Consider the following 18,676-nt stretch of genomic DNA (forward strand, 5'->3'; position numbering starts at 1 on the left):
GCGGCCGACGGGCTGCACCGCGACAACCTTGTGCGGGCTATGCTGACTGGACGCAAGCGCCTGAAGGACTGATCGTTTTCGCCGGCCTTCTGCAAGGCCGCCCGGCACCCAACCCGCCCGGCCATTTCTTCTTGACAGAATTAATTAAACGATTTATTAATTAATTCTATGAACAGAAAAACATCAGGAACCAGGCAGGGCGAGCGGACACCGGGCCGCCCCTGCGGCGACTCGAACATCCGCGAGCGGTTGCTTGAAGTAGCGCTGCGCGAGTTTTCCACGCACGGTTTTCGCGGCGTCTCGGTAACCGTCATCGCGAAGGAAGCCGGTGCGACGCCGGCGATGATCCACTACTACTTCGGCAACAAACAGGATCTCTACGAAGCGGTGCTGCAGCACGCGCTCGGGCCCATCCTCGCCCAGCTCGAAGCCGCACGCTCAGATCCGCCCGTGGATGAGGACTTACTGCCGCGCTTCATTCAAGGCTATATGCGGCTGCTTGCCGAGAATCCGGCCGTGCCATCGCTGATCGTGCGCGACGTGCTCTCGCCCGGCGGTCAGATGCGCGAGACATTTCTGAAGGGGTTCGCCAGCCGCGGCGGTAGCGGCGTGCGCGACTTAGTCAAGCGAGCCCAGAAGCTGGGAAAGCTCAGGGCCGATCTCGATCCCGACCTGGCCACGCTGTCGCTGTTGAGTATGGCCGTCTTCCCTTTTGTCGGCCAACCAATAGCGGGACAAGTGCTCGACTACAGCCTAGCGCCGGAGCGGATCGAAGTGCTGGCCGAACACACCCTTAATCTCTTCTACAAGGGAGCAAGCACATGACTCTGGTATCCAAGACCTGTGCTCAGGCCGTGCTGATGCTGCTGGTGTTGACCGGCTGCAATGGCGACCCTGCCTACCCTGTGGTTGGCACGCTCGAGCGCGACCGCATCGCCCTGGCCGCGGAGATGGCCGAGCCCTTGGTCAAGATTCACGTGCGCGAAGGCCAGCAGGTGGACGCCGGGACGGTTCTGGTCGAGCTCGATCCGCATCGGGCCCGAGCCGAACTAGCGCAACTGGAGGCCGCTGCTGACCGAAACCGCCGCCGGCTCGACGAACTGCTGCGCGGCCCGCGACAGGAAACCATTGAAGAGGCTCGGGCGCGCCTCACCGCCGCCGAGTCCGGCCTAGCTACGGCCCGACAGGAATTGCAGCGTGTCCAGCGCCTAGCGGCACAAAACCTGGCCAGCGGGAGCCAGCTCGACAGCGCGACAAACGCCCGCGACCAGGCCCAGGGAGAATACGATGCCACACGAGCCGCGCTGGCGACCCTAGTCGAAGGCACCACGATAGAGGAACTCGATCAGGCCCGCGCCGCGGTGCGCGAGGCCGAAGCCGCGGTACAGCGCCAGCATTTCAACCTCGAACGACTCTCCGTAACCGCGCCGCGCAAGGCGCGCGTGGAAGCCCTACCTTTCGAACTGGGGGAGACGCCGCGCGTGGGTGAATCCCTGGCTCTGCTTCGCGCCATCGACCAGCCGCCCTACGCACGTGTTTATGTCCCCGCCGAACTGCATGGCCGGTTCAGCCCAGGCGAGACGGTGCGGGTGCGAATCGACGGCCACGGTGAGCGGACCGGAAAAGTCCGCTATCTGGCCACGGATGCGGCCTATACGCCTTACTACGCCTTGACCGAACACGATGCCGGCCGCCTGAGCTATCTGGCCGAAATCGACCTGGAGAACGCAGCAGAGCTTCCTAGCGGCATTCCGGTGCGCGCCGTCGCGCCCGCTAATCCAAGCGGAGTCGGCGATGAATGATGTTATCGCCATCGATGCCAAGGGGCTGACTAAGCGCTTCGGTGCGCTGACAGCGGTCGACGACGTCAACCTGCAGATCCCCGAGGCGGCAATCTATGGCTTCCTCGGGCCCAACGGGTCGGGCAAGTCGACCATTATTCGCATGCTCTGCGGGTTATTGACGCCCACATCGGGGGAGGTCGAAGTGCTCGGTTTTCGTGTCCCCGGCCAGGCCGAGGAGGTGAAGCTGCACATCGGCTACATGACGCAGACGTTTTCGCTCTACGAAGACCTGACCGTGGAAGAGAACCTACGCTTCCTGGCCGCCATCTACAACCTGCCGCGCCGCGATCTCAAGCAACGCATTGACGGTGCGCTAGAACGGTATTGGCTGAGCGACCGACGCAAGCAGTTCGCCGGCACCATGAGCGGCGGGCAGAAGCAGCGTCTGGCGCTGGCCGGCGCGACACTACATCGACCGCGCCTGCTGATCCTCGACGAACCGACCTCAGCGGTGGATCCGCAAAGCCGTCGCGATTTCTGGGACATCCTGTTCGACCTGGTCGACCAAGGCACGACCGTACTGGTGTCCACGCACTATATGGACGAGGCCGAGCGCTGCCACAATCTCGCCATCCTGGATCAGGGCCGTCTCGTCGCCCAAGGCCGGCCACGCGACCTGATCCGCGACATCGCCGCCGGTGTCGTCGAAATCGAGACCGATACCCCCCAGCGCGTCCGCGAGTGCCTGGAAGGCACCGACGGTGTCCAAAGTGTCGCCCAGCTCGGGACGCGGCTGCACGCGCTGACCGACATGCGAATCGTCGATCCGGCCGGGCTGATCCGGGATACGCTCGCCAATGCGGAGATCGCCGGAGACGTCGAGAACGTCGTCGCCAACCTGGAGGACGTCTTCGTCGCCTCCACGCGCTTGAACGGTCACAAGAGGGGCAAGGCCGATGCTGAGTAGACTTTTCGCCATCGCCAGCAAGGAAGTGCGCCAGCTCAGGCGCGACCGCCTGACCTTCGGCATGATCATCGGCGTGCCGTTGCTGCAGATCCTGTTGTTCGGCTTTGCCATCGACCTCGACGTGCGCAACGTCAATGCTGCCGTGTCCGATCACGCCAACACAAGTCTGTCGAGGCAAGTCATTGCCGCCACCGAGGCCAGCCAGATCGTGAAAATCACGCAATCGGCCGCCGGCCCGGAGGAACTCGAAGCGCTGCTGGATGCCGGCGAGATCGATGTCGGGATCTATATTCCGCACGATTTCGAGCGACGACTGATCGATGGTAATCGCCCGGCCGGACAGCTTTTAATCAATGGCTCGGACCCGACCGTAGAGGGCATCGTCCGAAGGTTGGGCAGCATGCCCCTGCCGGGGCAGCGACAACCGCCCAACCTATTCGAGTCGCGTACCTACTACAACCCCGAGGGCCGCTCACCGGTCAATATCGTGCCGGCGCTGATCGGTGTGATCTTGCACCTGACCATGGTGCTCTTCACCGCCATCGCCATCGTGCGGGAACGCGAACGCGGCAACCTCGAGTTGCTGATCACCACGCCGGTGAAGTCCGCAGAATTGATGCTCGGAAAGATCGTTCCCTACGTACTGATCGGGCTCATCCAGGTCACGCTGATCCTCTGGGTCAGCCAGTACCTCTTCGACGTGCCCGTACGCGGGCGCGTCATCGATCTCTACCTGGCTTCGGTCATTTTCATCCTAGCCACGCTGGCGCTCGGTCTTTTCGTCTCCACCCTCGCGAAGACCCAATTCCAGGCGACCCAGCTGACGATCTTCACCTTCCTGCCATCCATATTGCTGTCGGGCTTCATGTTCCCGTTCGACGGTATGCCGAGGCTGGCGCAGTGGATCGGCGAAGTGATTCCACTGACCCATTACATACGACTGTCGCGCGGAATTCTGCTTCGTGGCGCCGACTTGTCCCAACTGCATTCCGAAATCTGGCCGCTGCTAGCCTTCTTCGGGGTATTCCTAGTGTTGGCGACACTGCGCTTCAACAAGCAGCTTGACTAGTAGGCATGTGGCTGAGCGTGACCTAATTAGCCGCATGACCCACGGGAAACGCATGAACATCCGCGTTTATGAAAGGGTTCCCAGCCCGGTCGCGAGATACTCTTTAAATCGTTCCCTCGCGGGACCGTGGGAATGCATATGGATTTTGAATCATGGGCACAATCCGCCACAAGATCACCGAGCTGTCCCAAACCTTTGTTCTAACACTTGCGGACAGCGTCACTACCTTTAACGAACAAGCCGGTTCAATACTCTACGCGGCGTGATTTTACTTAGCTTATGGAACATTTAGTGTCTGAATGATAACTAGATATGCATTCCCACGCGGGAGCGTGGGAACGAGAAAGAACACTGAACTTCATACCAAAAATGCCGAGAGTAACGTATCACATTGACTGCTTTATTATATTCTATAGAATTCCTTGCTGATCCAACCTACAGCCCCTTTACAAGTGCCATTTAGAACTCGGACTTTAACAAAATTACCGAAATCAATTTTCTTCTGCGCAAGAAGCTGTACGTCAGATCCTGTCTCTGCCCAACAAGCCCCTTGAAGGTCAGTATAGGTTGGAGTCGGCGTTATTGGAGCGGTCCCATTTGGATGGCTAATATAAGGTATCTTCTTGCTTGTTTGAAAGCTTTTTGACCAACCCTGCCCACCAAAATCTTGCATTACTAGTGTGAAAATATTGCTTTTGCAGCTGTTGCTATCTTTCATAGCTTTAGCCAGTTCTTCCTGCCTTACACCTAACCATTCATTTTCAATATACTCAGCGTTAACATTACCATTAGCACTCGCCAACTTACGTATAATTTTCCCTACATCAGCTTTCGCTTGAGCAGAAAGCTTTAAACTAGAGCCACTTCCGAATTGATGCGGTGTTGAACATAAAGCTTGCGCAGCATCTATAGCCATGTTTACTTTTTGACTCGAAGCAATTGAGGGAAAACTGGAGGCGGATAACAGACATACCAAAGTAAATTTTATAGCATTTTTCATGTCAAAGTTCCTTGCAGAGTACTCATACGAATACTGTATACAAAAACACCTGTTCATACAAACATGACTTCGTAGCTATCAATGGAATATAACACCCGGCTCACGCGTCGGTTTGGAGCCGCGAAGCGGCGGAAACTCGGTCGTTGTACAGCCGATTGTTAGATGACCCTGGTTCTCGCCCGGCCTTACTTTAATGCCGCTCTAGCAAAGTGACGCTCACAACTTTCTATGTGATCGCCAGCGCTTAAGCCGTTGAGCAATGGTTTTACCAATTAACACTAATCTCTTGATGACGCGCGACAAACTCCGAAGGGATGGTCGAATTAAGCGCCGCCTTTCAGCGGAATCACGCTGGTCCAGTTTGGCAACCTTTGTTGTCGAATTTGCTACTTTGCCCCCAACGACGGCAGCTAGTGCTATAAACAACCACCACCGCTGGTATCGTTCTTTCTGTTTGTGCTCGATAGCCTCATTTAAATCTTGTTGTGTAGCCTTGGAAGCAACCAGAGTCGGGATAATACATTCGCTAGCGAGTGCAACAGATCTTGCCATAATATATTTGTCTACCAACCCTTCCGGACCATCAGGGAAAGCTCTGCAGAATGCCGAGGGGGTTCTTTGGCAAACACCTGATGGTCTGGCCTGTTGCCGAACCCCATTTCCAAAGTCTTCTACGGGGCAAACCGTGCGATTGTAGCGTTCGATCTCTTTACGGATTTGGATGACTTCTTTTTTTGGCACCGACTTTCGGACGCCAGAGTAGATTTCGACGCTCTTAGCAGGACCAAATAGGTAGAAAGTGTCCACCCCATAGGCTGCATACTCATTCAATGTTTGTTGTACATCAGAAGCCCATACACAAGAAGACATCTCAGCTAGATCTTGCATTTTACAAAACTGCTCATAGGTCCGGACTTGGTTCAATAAATACGAGCTCGCTGCTCGGCTTATTCTATTTTCTTCGGCAAGATTTGACGCTTGGCGTGTCCCAACAGAGTCTGCCACGAAAAATATCCCAGCTAGAAGCGCCGTCGCGTACCATAAATGATCATAGTAGCCGCGAAATCTATCAGTTAGGTTGAGGGAGTCGTAAACAATGACAGTTATACACCACCCCGTTAGCAAGCTGAGGATTAAGAGAGGGACGAAGCCCAACGGACTTCCCAAGGAACCACCTCCAATGTAAAACGAATCCGGAAGGTAATTTATTTGAGGCCATAATCCAGCGACGCTCATAAGTCCAGGAACAGCTAGTAGGGTAAAGACAAGGACAACGCCACGCCACCGAGCAATCACAAATCCAGCGGCTAAAACCGCAAAAAAAAGAATTATCGAATAAAGTAGAAGGAGACCCAAAATGGGTGTTACTGCCTCTGCAGGAGACCAGTAACTTCCAACAATGAGCCCCCTCTCATTCCGCTCCAAAAAGTTGGACGACGTTAGCCCAATCCCCTCTAAGATCTGTTGAACGCTATACGCTGCACCGTATAGAAATGCTATGTACGGGAAGAAAAAACTAGACAATTTAGACTCTTATATTTTTCATCTAACGAATGACATGGATTCCCCCTCTTGAAGATCTGCCACACTTAGGTGCGGCCTTTAATACCGGAGGTAACCATGTCTACTCCATTCTTTTGTGGCGTTGATCTCGCCAAGCACCACTTTTCTCTTCACGCGGTGGATGACCACGGAAAAGTCATTCTCCATAAATCTGTTTCACGCGCTAAACTACTGGCTACATTAGCAAATATGCCTACGATGTGCATAGGCATTGAGGCCTGCAGTGGGGCACATTATTGGGCCAGAGAATTCAACAAGCTCGGTCACGATACCCGTATCATGGCCGCAAAGTACGTCGGTCCTTATCGCACAAAAGGAAAAAATGACCTGAACGATGCCGTTGCCATTTGTGACGCTGTTCAGCGTCCAAACAGCCGGTTCATTCCTGTTAAATCACCCGAACGCCAAGCGATTCTCGCCATACATCGTGTACGTGAACATTGGGTCAATGAACGTACCGCCCTCATTAATCGTATTCGTGCATTACTGCCAGAGTTCGGCATTATTATTCCAACAGGACGGGCCGCCGTTCACCGTCAAGTACCACTCATTCTCGAGGCAGCAGAAAATGGCCTGCCTGATATTGCTCGTGCTGTCGTGGCAGATTGCTTTGACCACCTACAAACACTTAATCAGCGTATCGCCGATACCGAGCAGTGTTTCGATATGGTTACCAAGGCCAGTCCTAATGCCCAGCGTATTCTTAATGTTCGCGCCATTGGCCCACAAACAGCAACGGCGATTATCGCCACTATCGGAAAAGGCGAGCAGTTTGATTCCGGTAGAGACTTTGCGGCTTGGCTTGGATTAGTTCCCAAACAGTACTCAACCGGAGGAAAGCCACGATTGGGTCGTATTAGTAAACGAGGAGATAAATACCTCAGAACGCTCTTAGTGCATGGTGCGAGAGCCATCATCACGAACCTAGGCGATAAGCAAGATAGACTCAGTGTTTGGGGGCGAAACGTCCTTGAGCGACGTGGCATGAACCGCGCCATTGTCTCTCTCGCGGCCAAAATCGTCGCTGTCATAAGGAGAAATACACCAACCGGGTCATTGCACACGCAAGTTGATGAGTATCGGTGAAGACCATTTGCAGAGAGCCTGTTAATGCGGCGGGCACCTTGATGCCTTCTAACGAATTAGGCACTGCAACCGCGCAATGTCATCAGGGCCATGACGTGAGTCAGTAAAAGGCCGAATGTAGAGCGGCAGTCCAAACCAAACTCAATACGCTTCGCGGATGCTTGACGAACGGGGGAATCCATGTAGCCAAGTTAAGGTGTGAACAACGCTAACCACCTACCTAAAGCATTGTGCCATAAACACTAAACTTGCTTGAAGTGAGAGTGCCTAGCGTTGTGAATCACCCTTAATTTTTATTGTTAGGCGAATCATTCAACGATATGCTCTGGACTTAAACTACTGCCGCACTTGAGACATGAAGGATGCATTTTCGCAATTAAATGGTGACTTCCTTGATAACTACCTTTGGAACCCAAATTTCTCAGACTTGTTTTAGACCACTCTTTTGAAAAAGGTTGATCGTTTTCGCTCTCAACAATTTCTCCGACTTGCCCGCATGAACATTGTAGCTTTGTATAGGTGCGCATTGTCATTTTACCAATCCTTTATTGTTAATGTTCTTTGACCAAATTTCGCGGAAAGCAGTTCTGTATTATACCAGTTGAATGTTCATTGATTACTCTGTTCGCCTAACGCCAACAGCACGCACGGCTGCGAAATGGAGGCGAAGCCGCAATGTAGCAGACGTCCCCGTGCCTGTGATTGTTAAGTTTTTTCCGCGCCTGCCACGAATTGATCATAGTACTTCCGAGCTTCTTCCTCTGGCCCTAGCGCAACATCTATGAGCATTTGGAGACTCCAGACCGGCCCAGGAACCACTTGCTTTACATCCAAATCTTCCGGATAGGACTCAGGATCGATTGCCATTTCAAAGTTCTCAAACCACCAGAGCTCGATTTTTCGTAAAAGACTCACCATTTCGTCAAATACTTCAGCAACATCAAAATCGACACCAGAGGACGCGAAAGCAAACATCTCGTGAGTCAGCGTGTTGCGACACCTTTTGATGTGCTCGAACTTTTCCATATCGTCGTCATCGATGGCTCCTATATCTTGCAGCCACCTTAGTGAGGCGTACAGAGGGCTCCGATTAAGGGAAAGAACCTTGTCTTTGTATTCGGGGCTCACTATCGGTCCATTCTGATCAAAGCCATTCGTGAAGAAGCCCTCGATCTTTTCGACAATGCTGCTTTTGAGCATTTCAAACGCCATCGAAAATATTGACGCTGTGATGATGTTGGTTTTGAGCGTCTCAGGGTGAAGAGTTCTTTCCCACGATGCTCTCACTTTGTCGTCCATAGTCGATCCCGGGGGAAACTTAACACCTCGATCATCGGCTGGCGCTGCAACGCAGCGACAGTCCGGTGCAGCCCCGAAGGTGCGGAACGAAATGCATCGACTTGTTACATTTGATTATCACGCCGACCCCCTTGTCATTCGAAATAGCTTCTGCTGTTTCTTTTGTCGGATACATATTCAAATAGGCATTATGAGTTAATATCGCTGAAATCATGAGTAACGAAAACAAAAGCATTACAAATCCATTTCTAATGCACAGGTAGGCAACTTGATTCCTAACTTGCTTAACCAAGTTTATATTCTCTTGGCCAATTAGTGCCTTAACTATTTCAGATGGGCCATTATTTGCTTTCCGATACTCGTAAAGAGTTCCATAACCATAAGTTGGCATTAGCTTGAATGCTCCCAAAGAGACAATACCTCCGGCCAACATATATAGTGAACATATACTGAGAAATATAACAACGAGCGGTTTTAAATCATGTGCCGGTAGCAGCCTCGCTACCACCGTTGCCGCAACACCCAGGACGGTTAGGCAGACACTCAATCCCAATGTGAATTTGGAGGTTTTATCGTCTATTTTTTGTGACCTCTGATGCTCTTCTTTGAGGCGATCAGATACAGTTTCTTCTTCAAGCTTAAAGTAATAGGAATATCTTTGATTCAATACCTTACCTGCGTCCTGTAGCTTTCTCTCATATATTCCTTTTAAATGAAAGAACGGAAATGCTTCTTGGAGTAGATGAATAAAACTCATTAGATCTATCCAGCTAACATATTTGCAATATCTTTTTCAATTGGCCGATTATCAGTCGAAAGCCACCCCCACTCACCTGTAGGATTAATTTCGATGAAATAGTAGATTTCATTGCTTTCAATCAGGTCGATCGCTCCAAATCTCAAACCCATTTCATTGACGATCCCTTTACAATAACCAACGATAGCAGGTGGTAATTTGATATCCGTATACTCAATCTCTTCTTTTTTTAGTAGCCTCCAGTCTTCATCGATACCACTTCCAGACGATGTTATTTTGACTGCATGTACTTTTTCCCCGATAACAGTCACCCTGATATCAGTTTTCGGGTAAACGAATTCCTGTACCGTCAATGGAGCTATTTTTGTATTGTCTTCGTTCAACTCTTTGCTTGTAATACTCGATGTATATGTAAACAAACAGTCTTCGCCCTCACGCAAAAGCACAGTGTCTAGAGACTTTACGATTATATCGGCATCGAATTTATCGAAATAGTTTGAATCATTACCAATCATTGTTCCTGGTACTTTGAAACCGATTTTTGAGGCCAACATCAACTGATATGGTTTAGATTCAGCAGAATAAGTACTGGCTGGCCAATTCATCCATATAGCATCTTCGAATACAATGAGGCCTCTTAAAAATGCTGCCCACTGAGATCGAGAAAGTTGCTCCTCTAACGCAAGCGCGTGTGCAGGAGTATTTCTTATAAAAACTGGCTGTCTAAACCATACTGAGGTAACATTAGATACCTCTCTATTTATCCCATGCCCCTTCACCGTTAAAACTCTCTTTACGGGGTCAATATTTATGAAATAGTCAGACAGTTCCTCCTTATTCAGACGGATATAATCGGCACCGATTTTCTCTAACTCTTGGATCACAAGATCAACGGAAAAATCATACTTGCTACAAAGAACCAAACAGAACTTACTCATTCTCCTTTTTGATCCTCGCCAGTTTCGACGTCGCATTTCTTGGTGACCTGCACACCGAATTCAGAGCCATGCGATACCAAAACATCATTTGCTTTCGTCCAAAGACCTCTGCCGTAATCGTAGCGACATCCCTCCGGCATTTCAGGAGTGGCTGCGAATGGCTTTCTCTTTGCTAAGGCAATTAATACATGGTTTGACATAACGATATCCTTATAGTGTGCTTAGTTTAAAATGTAACATTGTATTAGTGCGCATAAGCGATTACCCAAAATCATTATACGCACTCTTACCTTACTAACTGACTGTTATAAAGAGAATTTATTGCATATCATGCATATCTCTTTTCCGAGATAGTGCGCACACTGCCTATCTCCACTCGAGTGTTCACACTATCCCCAAGCGTTAAGCTGTAACCACCCATCCACTCACCACGCTACCGCCGATCAGTTGTCGGCACCTAACACGCCATTTATTGGCTACTTTTCGCACTAGTGTATCAAGCGTTGTTTTGCTTTTCGTGCGCTATTGTCCAAAGTGTTAGCCAAGCCATGTTTTGTGAAATGGGTGCAAAAATAAGCGGCCTGGGTGGCCGCTTGGGTCTCGACGTGGTTTGTGCCTTACCGCGCAAAGCGAGTGGCATGGAAGGCGAGGTGTTCATCAATAAAGGTACTGATGAAAAAGTAGCTGTGGTCGTAGCCGGATTGCATGCGCAAGGTGAGCGGGGAGTTGTGTTTCTCGGCCGCTTTTTTCAGGGCTTGCGGGTTTAGTTGCTCGGCCAAAAAGCCGTCTTTATCGCCTTGGTCCACCAGCATCGGCATGGCGGTGGGGCCTTGGGCGAGTAATACGGTGGCATCGTAGGCTTGCCATGTTTGTTCGTCATCGCCTAAATAGGCGCTAAAGGCCTGTTTGCCCCACGGGCACTCGGTGGGATGACAAATCGGGCTGAACGCGGAAATGCTGCTGTAGCGTGAGGGGTTACGCAAACCAATCACTAACGCGCCGTGGCCGCCCATGCTGTGTCCAGCAATCGCGCGCTGGTTGTTGACCGCAAAGTGCGATTCAATCAGCTCCGGCAGTTCGTAAGCAACGTAGTCATACATCTGGTAGTGCGACTGCCACGGCGCTTGGGTGGCATTCACATAAAACCCCGCCCCTTGGCCGAGATCGTATTGGTTGGCGTCCGCCACACCCTCACCGCGCGGGCTGGTGTCCGGTGCCACAATCGCCATGCCCAAGGTGGCGGCTTGTTTAAACGCGCCGGCCTTTTGCATAAAGTTTTCGTCGGTGCAGGTCAGGCCCGAGAGCCAATAAAGCACCGGCACAGGTTGTTCTTTCGCTTTCTCTGGCACAAAGATCGCAAAGGTCATTTTGCCGTTGGTGGTGCTTGAGTCATGCTGCCAACGTTGGTGCCAACCGCCTGCGACTTTACTTTCGCTTATTTTTTCTAGTTGCATGGTTATTTTACCGCCGCGTTGCCACGGCGGCCGTCCTGTTATTGGTCCATGTGGATCACGCTGCGAATGCTTTTGCCTTCGTGCATCAGTTCAAAGGCGCGGTTTACTTCATCAAGGCCCATGGTGTAGCTAATAAATTCTTGCAAGCCAAACTCACCATCGAGGTAGCGCTCGACAATACCGGGCAGCTCCGAGCGGCCTTTAACGCCACCAAATGCCGAGCCTTTCCAGACGCGCCCTGTCACCAGCTGGAACGGACGGGTCGAAATCTCTTGGCCTGCGCCAGCAACCCCAATGATCACTGATTCGCCCCAGCCTTTGTGGCAGCATTCCAGCGCTTGGCGCATCACATCGACATTACCGATACATTCAAACGAATAATCAACGCCGCCGTCGGTCATCTCCACAATCACTTGTTGAATTGGCTGATCGTAGTCTTGCGGGTTAATCACATCGGTGGCACCCAGTTGCTTGGCAAGGGTGAATTTACTTTCATTAATATCAATGCCAATGATGCGACTCGCGCCAGCCATACGCGCGCCAATCACAGCAGATAGGCCAATGCCACCCAAACCGAAAATCGCCACCGTGTCGCCTTTTTCTACTTTGGCAGTGTTCATGACTGCGCCCATGCCGGTCGTCACGCCACAGCCAAGCAAGCAAACTTCTTCGAGCGGTGCAGCTTTGCTCACTTTCGCCAGTGAGATCTCTGGCAATACGGTGTATTCCGAGAAGGTCGAGCAGCCCATGTAGTGGAAAATGGTCTCGCCGTTAATCGAAAAGCGCGAAGTGCCGTCTGGCATCAGGCCTTTTCCTTGAGTTTCACGTACCGCGCCACATAGGTTGGTTTTGCCAGATTGGCAGAATTTACACTCACCACATTCCGCGGTGTAAAGCGGGATCACATGGTCGCCCACTTCTACGCTGGTGACGCCCTCGCCGACCATTTCCACAATTCCGCCGCCTTCGTGGCCAAGAATCGAGGGGAAGACGCCTTCAGGATCGTCGCCCGATAAGGTGAACGCATCGGTATGGCACACACCGGTAGCGACGATTCTGACCAACACCTCACCCGGCTTAGGCAATTCAACGTCGACCTCTTCCATTTTCAGTGGTTGGCCTGGTCCCCATGCGACGGCGGCTTTGGATTTGATATGTGTTTGTCCTGGCTGGATTGAGAGTGCCATTGAAGGTTCCTTTCTGTGCTTGTCAATTGCGTACCTGACTATGCTAACCAAGTTAGATTTAGTTATAATCCTGCAAATTTGAAAATTATTATTTCACTCACGTAATAATGTATATGGGTGAATAATGACAGGATAGACAGCAATGGCGCCCCATTGGGAAGGACTTAACGAATTTTTATCGGTCGCCGAGCATGGTAGCTTCACCCAAGCGGCCAATAAACTCGATACCACAGTGGTGTCAGTCAGTCGCCGGGTGGCTGCGCTCGAGGCGTATTTAGGAGTGAAGCTGTTTCATCGTACTACGCGGAAGGTGTCGTTAACCGATGAGGGTGAGCTCTATTATCAACGCTGCCGACCGCTGATCGCGGCGTTGGTGGATGCCGAACAAACCATTACTCAAGCTCAGTCGTTACCTGCCGGGCCTATTCGTGTCACCGCACCGGTTAACTTTGGTGAACAGTATATCGCCCCGCTGCTCGCGCCATTTATGGTGACCTATCCGCAAGTGGCGGTGGATTTACATCTAACCAATCGGCGAGTAGATATGACAGATACCGGCACCGATGTCGCGATCCGCATTGGCCACTTGCCCGATTCAAGCCTGAAAGCCAAGCGACTCGGGTCGCGGCAATTAACCATCTGCGCCAGTCCGGACTATTTGGCTTTACATGGCCGCCCCGAGTCGCCCAGTGCGCTCAGTCATCACAGCTGCTTAGTGGGGTCGAACGAGCATTGGCACTACCAAAGCGGCGGCAAGGTGCGCACGTTAACCGTGTCAGGCCGGTTGCGCTGCAATTCAGGCGTGGCGCTGCTCAATGCGGCCAAGCACGGTTTAGGATTGGCGCAGCTGCCGCATTATTACGTGCAACCCGCGTTGGCAAGCGGCGAGTTGGAAGAAGTGTTAACCGATTATCGGGTAGATGATGAAGGCATTTGGGCGCTGTATCCGAGTGGACGTCAATTACAGCCTAAGGTCTCAGCGTGGTTGGCATTTCTGGCCGAGCATTTACCCGCCCAGCAGCTACGAGCAGGTGTTTAGTAACTTCTGCTTTTTTGATGATGAAGCAAAAAAATCGCCAGCACAGGGCTAGCGATTTATCTTGCTTTAGGTACACGCTGAATTAGTCGCGTGCCGCCCGCAATGTGCTCCCGGAGGGTTTAATGGCCGAGATTTTGAATGCGCCGACATGGTGGTCCAAGGTGCGCGCCAAACCGGCCAAGTCTTGGCTGCTGGCCTCAAGGCTGTGGCTATCATCCAGCCCTGCTTGCGCCGCTTGGTTGACCGTATCCATATTAACGTTGATTTCATTGGCCACGCTCGATTGCTCTTCGGTCGCCGTCGCCACATGGGTGTTCATGTCCAAGATGGTGCTGACTTGCATGGCAATACTTTCTAAAGCGGTTAACGCTTGCTCGGTGGCACGGTTGCCCTCGGTGGTCAGCGCTTTGCTGGTATCCATGGCATCAACCGCATTTTTCGCTTCTTGCTGAAGCTGATCAATGGTCGATTGAATTTCTTCGGTCGATTGCGACGTTTTGGTCGCCAGGCTGCGCACTTCGTCAGCCACCACCGCAAAGCCACGTCCCGCTTCGCCGGCACGCGCCGCTTCAATCGCTGCGTTCAAGGCAAGCAAGTTCGTTTGCTCGGAGATCCCCCGGATCACATCCAGAATCGACACAATCGATTGGGTGCGTTCGGCCAACGAGGTGATCACCGTCGACATATTGTCCATCTCAGTGTCGAGCTGGTTAATCGTCGCGGTTGCTTCGCTCAAGGTTTGCTTACCGGCTTCGGTTTCACTGTTGGCCGACGAAGCTGAATCTGCCGCATTCGAGGCGCTTTGTGAGATCTCGTTAATGGTGGCGATCATTTCGTTCATTGAGGTGACCACCAGCAAGGCTTGCTCGCTTTGCGACTCGCCACGTTTCAGCGAGTGCGCCGCTTTATCACGTAGCGATTCAGCCGAACGCCCCAGCTCTTCACCAGTTTCCACCACGTTGGCGATGATTTGGTCGATTTTTTCCACAAAGGTGTTAAACGCCTCTGAGATGTGGGTAATTTCGTTGTTGCCCGTCACCGGCAAGCGCACCGTTAAATCACCGTCGCCTTTGGAGATATCCGCCAGCGCATGCTCTAGGCCTTTTAGTGGCGCGAATAAACGGCCCAACAGCCATACCAACACCAGAGTACAGCCGATAAAAATCAAGCCAATCGCGGTGAGCTGGGCAATAGCGATACCGTTGGCAGCCGCGTCGACTTCCGTAATCGGGATACCAACATCAAACGCGCCCCACAGGCGGCCATCGACATAAACCGGCATCATGATGTCGTACACCCACACATCTTGCACATCGGCATACCAGCGAGAATGCTGCGGTTGGCCTTGGCCAGCACCCGCGACGGTATAGTTATCGCTATACACCTTGCCCAGCTTTTGGGTGTCGCTGTGGGCAATGGCTTTGATGTTTTTATCAATCATTACCGCATAGCTGATGTCGTCGCGACCTTTAAGATCCGACACCATGTCTTGTAAATCGGCGGTGGGGGTGGAAGAGTTTTCTAAAATGTATTCAGCACGATCGGCCAGGAGCTCAGCCTGTGCTTGCGAACGCTTGAGAATAATGTTGTCTATCTCGTCATGCGAGATAAAGGTGGTTGCGGTGATACTGGCAATCGCCGCAACGGCAAACATGGCGCATACCACGATCAGGATGAGTTTTTTCACTTCGCTGACTTCCTATCTGTGCATCATAACTGCCATGGAGCATAGCGACAGGTCGGAGGAGAAACAAGCGATACCTCGCAAAAGTCAAATTAGGATGGGATGTTTACCGCAAAAATAACCATTATCGATTGACTAAAGCGAGGAATAACTTTGTTGGTTCAAACGCTTACGCGGCACCAAACCGAGTCGCGGAAAAACAGTTAAGCAGCTTGTGCACCATAAAACACAACATCAAGGTGAGCACGATAGCCACCAGGTTGCTACTCACTCTGTATAAGGCATCATACATAAAGTCTTGATTAGGGCTTAAGTATTGCCCGAATAAGATCCCAAGCGTAGCCATGGCACCAAACCCCACGCCTGATCCCCCGGCCTCCTTTAAGTGGGCGTTGGCAAACAGCATGGTGCCTATCCATAGCAGCGGGATCACTAAGATCAGCACATTAAACCAATCATATAAAATGACTTGGCAACCAATCCCATAAGCGACGCCCAGTACAGTGCCTATCGCCCGCTTTCGTGCATAGCTGAGCGATCCGTTCCAATGCATCGGGAACAGTAGCAACACAGTGGTGGCTTGCGCTGAAATCGAATCGCGCAAGTCAAACAACTGGAAGATGAAAAACGAGACCGTGGCCAAGGTTGCGCCCATCAGCGCTTCGTGTCGCATCCGGTGCGATTGTTTTCCTCCTGCGGGCGCGGCGGGCGGCTGACGTGGCGTGACATCGGGAATTAACCAGGTCACTAAATACGCCACCGCGACCGATAACACATTCGCGCCCAGGTTACCGAAGATTAAGGTGTTAATCGGTAAATCGGGATAGCTGGCAAAGTGCAGCATAATGCTCAGGCTTAACACACTGTTGGCGCCAAAAAGAAAGAAGCGCCCTTTGGACATACAGGCAAACTTATAGGTGAAAAGCAAGAACACCAGCGGTGTCATTAATCCAGGGTGCGCGCCAAACAATCCGCCTAGCAGCCCGACTTCTATCCCACTGATCACCGCGGAGGCGAGCAATTGACGCGCGGCACGACCGTTAATCACGGGTACAAGTCCAAGCAACAACATCGGCGTGACAGTAAAAAACACCCCGAAGCTAAAACCGAAAAACTTACACACCGCAAATCCGAGCGTGGCACCGGTGGCAATGCGCGCGCACTGGCGCACATCGTTATCACTTAAGGGGTGATGCCATAACCTCATCATCAGCTCCCCTTAGTAGATGTAATGCAGCATACTCAAAAAGCCAACTTGCGCACGGGCCAGCCACTGCGTTACTGCGCTTTCAGGCATTAACTGTACCGTGGCGCGAGCCCCGGTTGGCAACGAGTGGCCAGGCCATTCGTCGAGCTGAATGTGCAGGCGCATTCGCTGCGCATCACGCACCCAACGGTTGGAGTTAGACGGTGACGCCAGTTGACCATTGGCGTCGATTTGTCCGGCACTGACCCCAGCATCGACACTGCTCACGTGTCCCGCGTAAAGTTTGCCCGGCTCGCTATCAAAAGTGACATTCACTGGCGTGCCGGTGTGCACATCGCGTACGCTTTTTTCGCGAAAGTCGGCAATCACATCGGCGCGTTCAGACACCAAGGCCATCAGCGGTTTACCCGCACTGGCATAAACCCCTACATCCAGCTGCAAGTTGGTTACCACCCCATCATGGCTGGCTCTAACAGTGGTGTAGGATTGGTTAAGCTGGGCTTTTTTTAGTTTACTCAGCGCCACTTGTTCGGCGATATTGCTGGCACCGTCACCGCCACGTTGAATTTGAAGGGCACTGACGCGCGCTTTCGCGGCTTCCCATTTAGCACGGGCAGTATTAGCCGCACTGATCGCATCATCACGTTGCTGCTGCGAGACACCATTTTTAGCGAACAAAGCTTTTAAGCGTTTTGCTTCACGCGCTTTTTGTGCCAAGACCGATGCCAATGCTGAGACGTCTTGCCGCGCGGCCATCAGTGAAGCATCCAATTGAGCGTTAGTCTGTCTTGCCTGGGCAAGGGCGAGTTTGGCTTGGTCGACCGCAATGCGATAAGGCGCACTTTCAATCCGAAACAGAATATCGCCTTGGTGAACCCGTTGGTTGTTTTCTACCGCCAGCGCACTGACCGGCCCACTGACTTGCGGGGCCACTTTAGTCACCGTGCGCGTGACCATCGCGTGAGGCGTCAGCGGCATCAAGTTATCGGCGACCAAAAAGTAGCCAAAAATCAAAACAAAACTGAGGGCGGCCACTTTTACCCAACGTGCAAATTTTTCATCCGGTGTCATTCGTACTTCTTACCTCTATTACCTATTCTTCTGTGCCGCAGTCGTCTTCGGTGGTGGCGGTATAGTCCATTGCATTTTGATTAATGGTGACCAACACCCGCTCCAAGGCGTCAAAATCTTCAGCCGCAATACCAGAGAGCAAATGCTTGCGCACCCGCAATACCCGCGCTTCGATGCGCGACATTAAGTCACTACCACTGTCGGTGACATGCACCGTACGGGTGCGCTTGTCCTCGGGCGAGCAGCGCCGTGTGATCAGCCCCTGCGCTTCTAAATGCTTCAACGTGCGCATCAAAGAGCCCAGTTCAATTTCCAGCGCCTGTGCCAATTCACTTTGGCTGATGCCATCCCCCAATCGGCGCAACATCCAAAGCGCACTCCAACGTGGATAGCTCAGCCCCAGAGGCTCAAGCTCTGAATTCGCCACACGGCGCCATAATCGCGCCGTGCGCCCTAAGTGCTCAGCGATAGACATGTGTTCGGGATTGGGCGATGTCATCGAGTTTTCCTTCCATCGTGAAAATACTTAGCAGGCTAAGTAATACCAGGCAGACACTATAAAATAGTTAGC

18 protein-coding genes are annotated in these 18,676 nt (G+C 52.1%); 6 read left to right on the forward strand and 12 right to left on the reverse strand.

Features of this window, described 5'->3' with window-relative positions:
- Positions 1–168: 168 nt before the first annotated feature.
- Genes BZG20_RS05800 through BZG20_RS05815 form a run of 4 tightly spaced genes read left to right on the forward strand, consistent with a single transcriptional unit; the run spans position 169 to position 3,820 of the window.
- Positions 169–825, forward strand: coding sequence for a TetR/AcrR family transcriptional regulator (locus BZG20_RS05800; RefSeq protein WP_077520691.1), 657 nt, complete (start codon positions 169–171; stop codon positions 823–825).
- Positions 822–1,802, forward strand: coding sequence for a biotin/lipoyl-binding protein (locus tag BZG20_RS05805; RefSeq protein WP_077578392.1), 981 nt, complete (start codon positions 822–824; stop codon positions 1,800–1,802). Before BZG20_RS05800 ends, BZG20_RS05805 begins: the two co-directional genes overlap by 4 nt.
- Positions 1,795–2,751 (forward strand): ABC transporter ATP-binding protein, encoded by a 957-nt coding sequence (locus BZG20_RS05810; protein WP_198531457.1) that lies wholly within the window; start codon positions 1,795–1,797, stop codon positions 2,749–2,751. The genes BZG20_RS05805 and BZG20_RS05810 overlap by 8 nt, the downstream gene beginning before the upstream one ends.
- Positions 2,741–3,820 (forward strand): ABC transporter permease, encoded by a 1,080-nt coding sequence (locus BZG20_RS05815; RefSeq protein ID WP_077578393.1) that lies wholly within the window; start codon positions 2,741–2,743, stop codon positions 3,818–3,820. Before BZG20_RS05810 ends, BZG20_RS05815 begins: the two co-directional genes overlap by 11 nt.
- A 403-nt stretch (positions 3,821–4,223) precedes the next feature.
- Here the strand turns inward: BZG20_RS05815 and BZG20_RS05820 are convergent, their stop codons facing one another.
- Positions 4,224–4,820, reverse strand: a complete 597-nt coding sequence (locus tag BZG20_RS05820; protein ID WP_077578394.1) for a hypothetical protein — start codon at positions 4,818–4,820, stop codon at positions 4,224–4,226.
- A 216-nt stretch (positions 4,821–5,036) separates the two neighbouring features.
- Positions 5,037–5,825, reverse strand: a complete 789-nt coding sequence (locus tag BZG20_RS15960; RefSeq protein WP_131825343.1) for a hypothetical protein — start codon at positions 5,823–5,825, stop codon at positions 5,037–5,039.
- 615 nt (positions 5,826–6,440) lie between these two features.
- Between BZG20_RS15960 and BZG20_RS05830 the strand changes: the two genes are divergently transcribed.
- A complete protein-coding gene (locus tag BZG20_RS05830; protein WP_077578396.1) occupies positions 6,441–7,469 on the forward strand; it encodes an IS110 family transposase in 1,029 nt (342 codons plus the stop codon).
- A 705-nt stretch (positions 7,470–8,174) separates the two neighbouring features.
- On the opposite strand, the gene BZG20_RS05835 is transcribed toward BZG20_RS05830, so the two are convergent.
- The 6 genes from BZG20_RS05835 to BZG20_RS05860 form a co-directional block, all read right to left on the reverse strand.
- Positions 8,175–8,768: a hypothetical protein gene (locus BZG20_RS05835; RefSeq protein ID WP_077578397.1), complete on the reverse strand. Its 594-nt coding sequence runs from the start codon at positions 8,766–8,768 to the stop codon at positions 8,175–8,177.
- 31 nt (positions 8,769–8,799) lie between these two features.
- Complete coding sequence (locus BZG20_RS05840; RefSeq protein WP_077578398.1) at positions 8,800–9,525, reverse strand: hypothetical protein; 726 nt, start codon at positions 9,523–9,525, stop codon at positions 8,800–8,802.
- A 5-nt stretch (positions 9,526–9,530) separates the two neighbouring features.
- Positions 9,531–10,463: a hypothetical protein gene (locus tag BZG20_RS05845; protein ID WP_077578399.1), complete on the reverse strand. Its 933-nt coding sequence runs from the start codon at positions 10,461–10,463 to the stop codon at positions 9,531–9,533.
- Positions 10,460–10,663 (reverse strand): hypothetical protein, encoded by a 204-nt coding sequence (locus tag BZG20_RS05850; protein WP_077578400.1) that lies wholly within the window; start codon positions 10,661–10,663, stop codon positions 10,460–10,462. The genes BZG20_RS05845 and BZG20_RS05850 overlap by 4 nt, the downstream gene beginning before the upstream one ends.
- Before the next feature lie 417 nt (positions 10,664–11,080).
- Positions 11,081–11,917 carry an S-formylglutathione hydrolase gene (fghA, locus tag BZG20_RS05855; RefSeq protein ID WP_077578401.1) on the reverse strand — a complete coding sequence of 279 codons (837 nt, stop codon included), beginning with the start codon at positions 11,915–11,917 and terminating at the stop codon, positions 11,081–11,083.
- Positions 11,918–11,955: 38 nt separating this feature from the next.
- Positions 11,956–13,104 carry an S-(hydroxymethyl)glutathione dehydrogenase/class III alcohol dehydrogenase gene (locus tag BZG20_RS05860; RefSeq protein WP_077578402.1) on the reverse strand — a complete coding sequence of 383 codons (1,149 nt, stop codon included), beginning with the start codon at positions 13,102–13,104 and terminating at the stop codon, positions 11,956–11,958.
- A 142-nt stretch (positions 13,105–13,246) separates the two neighbouring features.
- On the opposite strand from BZG20_RS05860, the gene BZG20_RS05865 reads away from it, so the two are divergent.
- Positions 13,247–14,143, forward strand: a complete 897-nt coding sequence (locus BZG20_RS05865; RefSeq protein WP_077578403.1) for a LysR family transcriptional regulator — start codon at positions 13,247–13,249, stop codon at positions 14,141–14,143.
- Positions 14,144–14,225: 82 nt separating this feature from the next.
- Here the strand turns inward: BZG20_RS05865 and BZG20_RS05870 are convergent, their stop codons facing one another.
- From BZG20_RS05870 to BZG20_RS05885, 4 genes are all read right to left on the reverse strand, one after another.
- On the reverse strand, positions 14,226–15,830 hold the full coding sequence (locus tag BZG20_RS05870) for a methyl-accepting chemotaxis protein (RefSeq protein ID WP_077578404.1): 1,605 nt from the start codon (positions 15,828–15,830) through the stop codon (positions 14,226–14,228).
- A 166-nt stretch (positions 15,831–15,996) separates the two neighbouring features.
- Entirely contained in the window at positions 15,997–17,034 is a 1,038-nt protein-coding gene (locus tag BZG20_RS05875; RefSeq protein ID WP_046076038.1) for a DUF2955 domain-containing protein, read from the reverse strand.
- 12 nt (positions 17,035–17,046) lie between these two features.
- Complete coding sequence (locus tag BZG20_RS05880; RefSeq protein WP_077578405.1) at positions 17,047–18,105, reverse strand: HlyD family secretion protein; 1,059 nt, start codon at positions 18,103–18,105, stop codon at positions 17,047–17,049.
- A 22-nt stretch (positions 18,106–18,127) separates the two neighbouring features.
- Positions 18,128–18,604: a MarR family transcriptional regulator gene (locus BZG20_RS05885; protein WP_046075728.1), complete on the reverse strand. Its 477-nt coding sequence runs from the start codon at positions 18,602–18,604 to the stop codon at positions 18,128–18,130.
- Positions 18,605–18,676: the final 72 nt, after the last annotated feature.

This window comes from Salinivibrio sp. IB868 (assembly GCF_001995655.1).
Classification (GTDB): Bacteria; Pseudomonadota; Gammaproteobacteria; order Enterobacterales; family Vibrionaceae; genus Salinivibrio; species Salinivibrio siamensis.

Excerpts from the sequence above, each read along its gene's own strand:
- BZG20_RS05800 (WP_077520691.1), top strand. The coding sequence starts at position 169 with ATGAACAGAAAAACATCAGGAACCAGGCAGGGCGAGCGGACACCGGGC.
- BZG20_RS05805 (WP_077578392.1), top strand. The coding sequence starts at position 822 with ATGACTCTGGTATCCAAGACCTGTGCTCAGGCCGTGCTGATGCTGCTG.
- BZG20_RS05810 (WP_198531457.1), top strand. The coding sequence starts at position 1,795 with ATGAATGATGTTATCGCCATCGATGCCAAGGGGCTGACTAAGCGCTTC.
- BZG20_RS05815 (WP_077578393.1), top strand. The coding sequence starts at position 2,741 with ATGCTGAGTAGACTTTTCGCCATCGCCAGCAAGGAAGTGCGCCAGCTC.
- BZG20_RS05820 (WP_077578394.1), bottom strand. The coding sequence starts at position 4,820 with ATGAAAAATGCTATAAAATTTACTTTGGTATGTCTGTTATCCGCCTCC.
- BZG20_RS05830 (WP_077578396.1), top strand. The coding sequence starts at position 6,441 with ATGTCTACTCCATTCTTTTGTGGCGTTGATCTCGCCAAGCACCACTTT.
- BZG20_RS05835 (WP_077578397.1), bottom strand. The coding sequence starts at position 8,768 with ATGGACGACAAAGTGAGAGCATCGTGGGAAAGAACTCTTCACCCTGAG.
- BZG20_RS05840 (WP_077578398.1), bottom strand. The coding sequence starts at position 9,525 with ATGAGTTTTATTCATCTACTCCAAGAAGCATTTCCGTTCTTTCATTTA.
- BZG20_RS05845 (WP_077578399.1), bottom strand. The coding sequence starts at position 10,463 with ATGAGTAAGTTCTGTTTGGTTCTTTGTAGCAAGTATGATTTTTCCGTT.
- BZG20_RS05850 (WP_077578400.1), bottom strand. The coding sequence starts at position 10,663 with ATGTCAAACCATGTATTAATTGCCTTAGCAAAGAGAAAGCCATTCGCA.
- fghA (WP_077578401.1), bottom strand. The coding sequence starts at position 11,917 with ATGCAACTAGAAAAAATAAGCGAAAGTAAAGTCGCAGGCGGTTGGCAC.
- BZG20_RS05860 (WP_077578402.1), bottom strand. The coding sequence starts at position 13,104 with ATGGCACTCTCAATCCAGCCAGGACAAACACATATCAAATCCAAAGCC.
- BZG20_RS05865 (WP_077578403.1), top strand. The coding sequence starts at position 13,247 with ATGGCGCCCCATTGGGAAGGACTTAACGAATTTTTATCGGTCGCCGAG.
- BZG20_RS05875 (WP_046076038.1), bottom strand. The coding sequence starts at position 17,034 with ATGAGGTTATGGCATCACCCCTTAAGTGATAACGATGTGCGCCAGTGC.
- BZG20_RS05880 (WP_077578405.1), bottom strand. The coding sequence starts at position 18,105 with ATGACACCGGATGAAAAATTTGCACGTTGGGTAAAAGTGGCCGCCCTC.
- BZG20_RS05885 (WP_046075728.1), bottom strand. The coding sequence starts at position 18,604 with ATGACATCGCCCAATCCCGAACACATGTCTATCGCTGAGCACTTAGGG.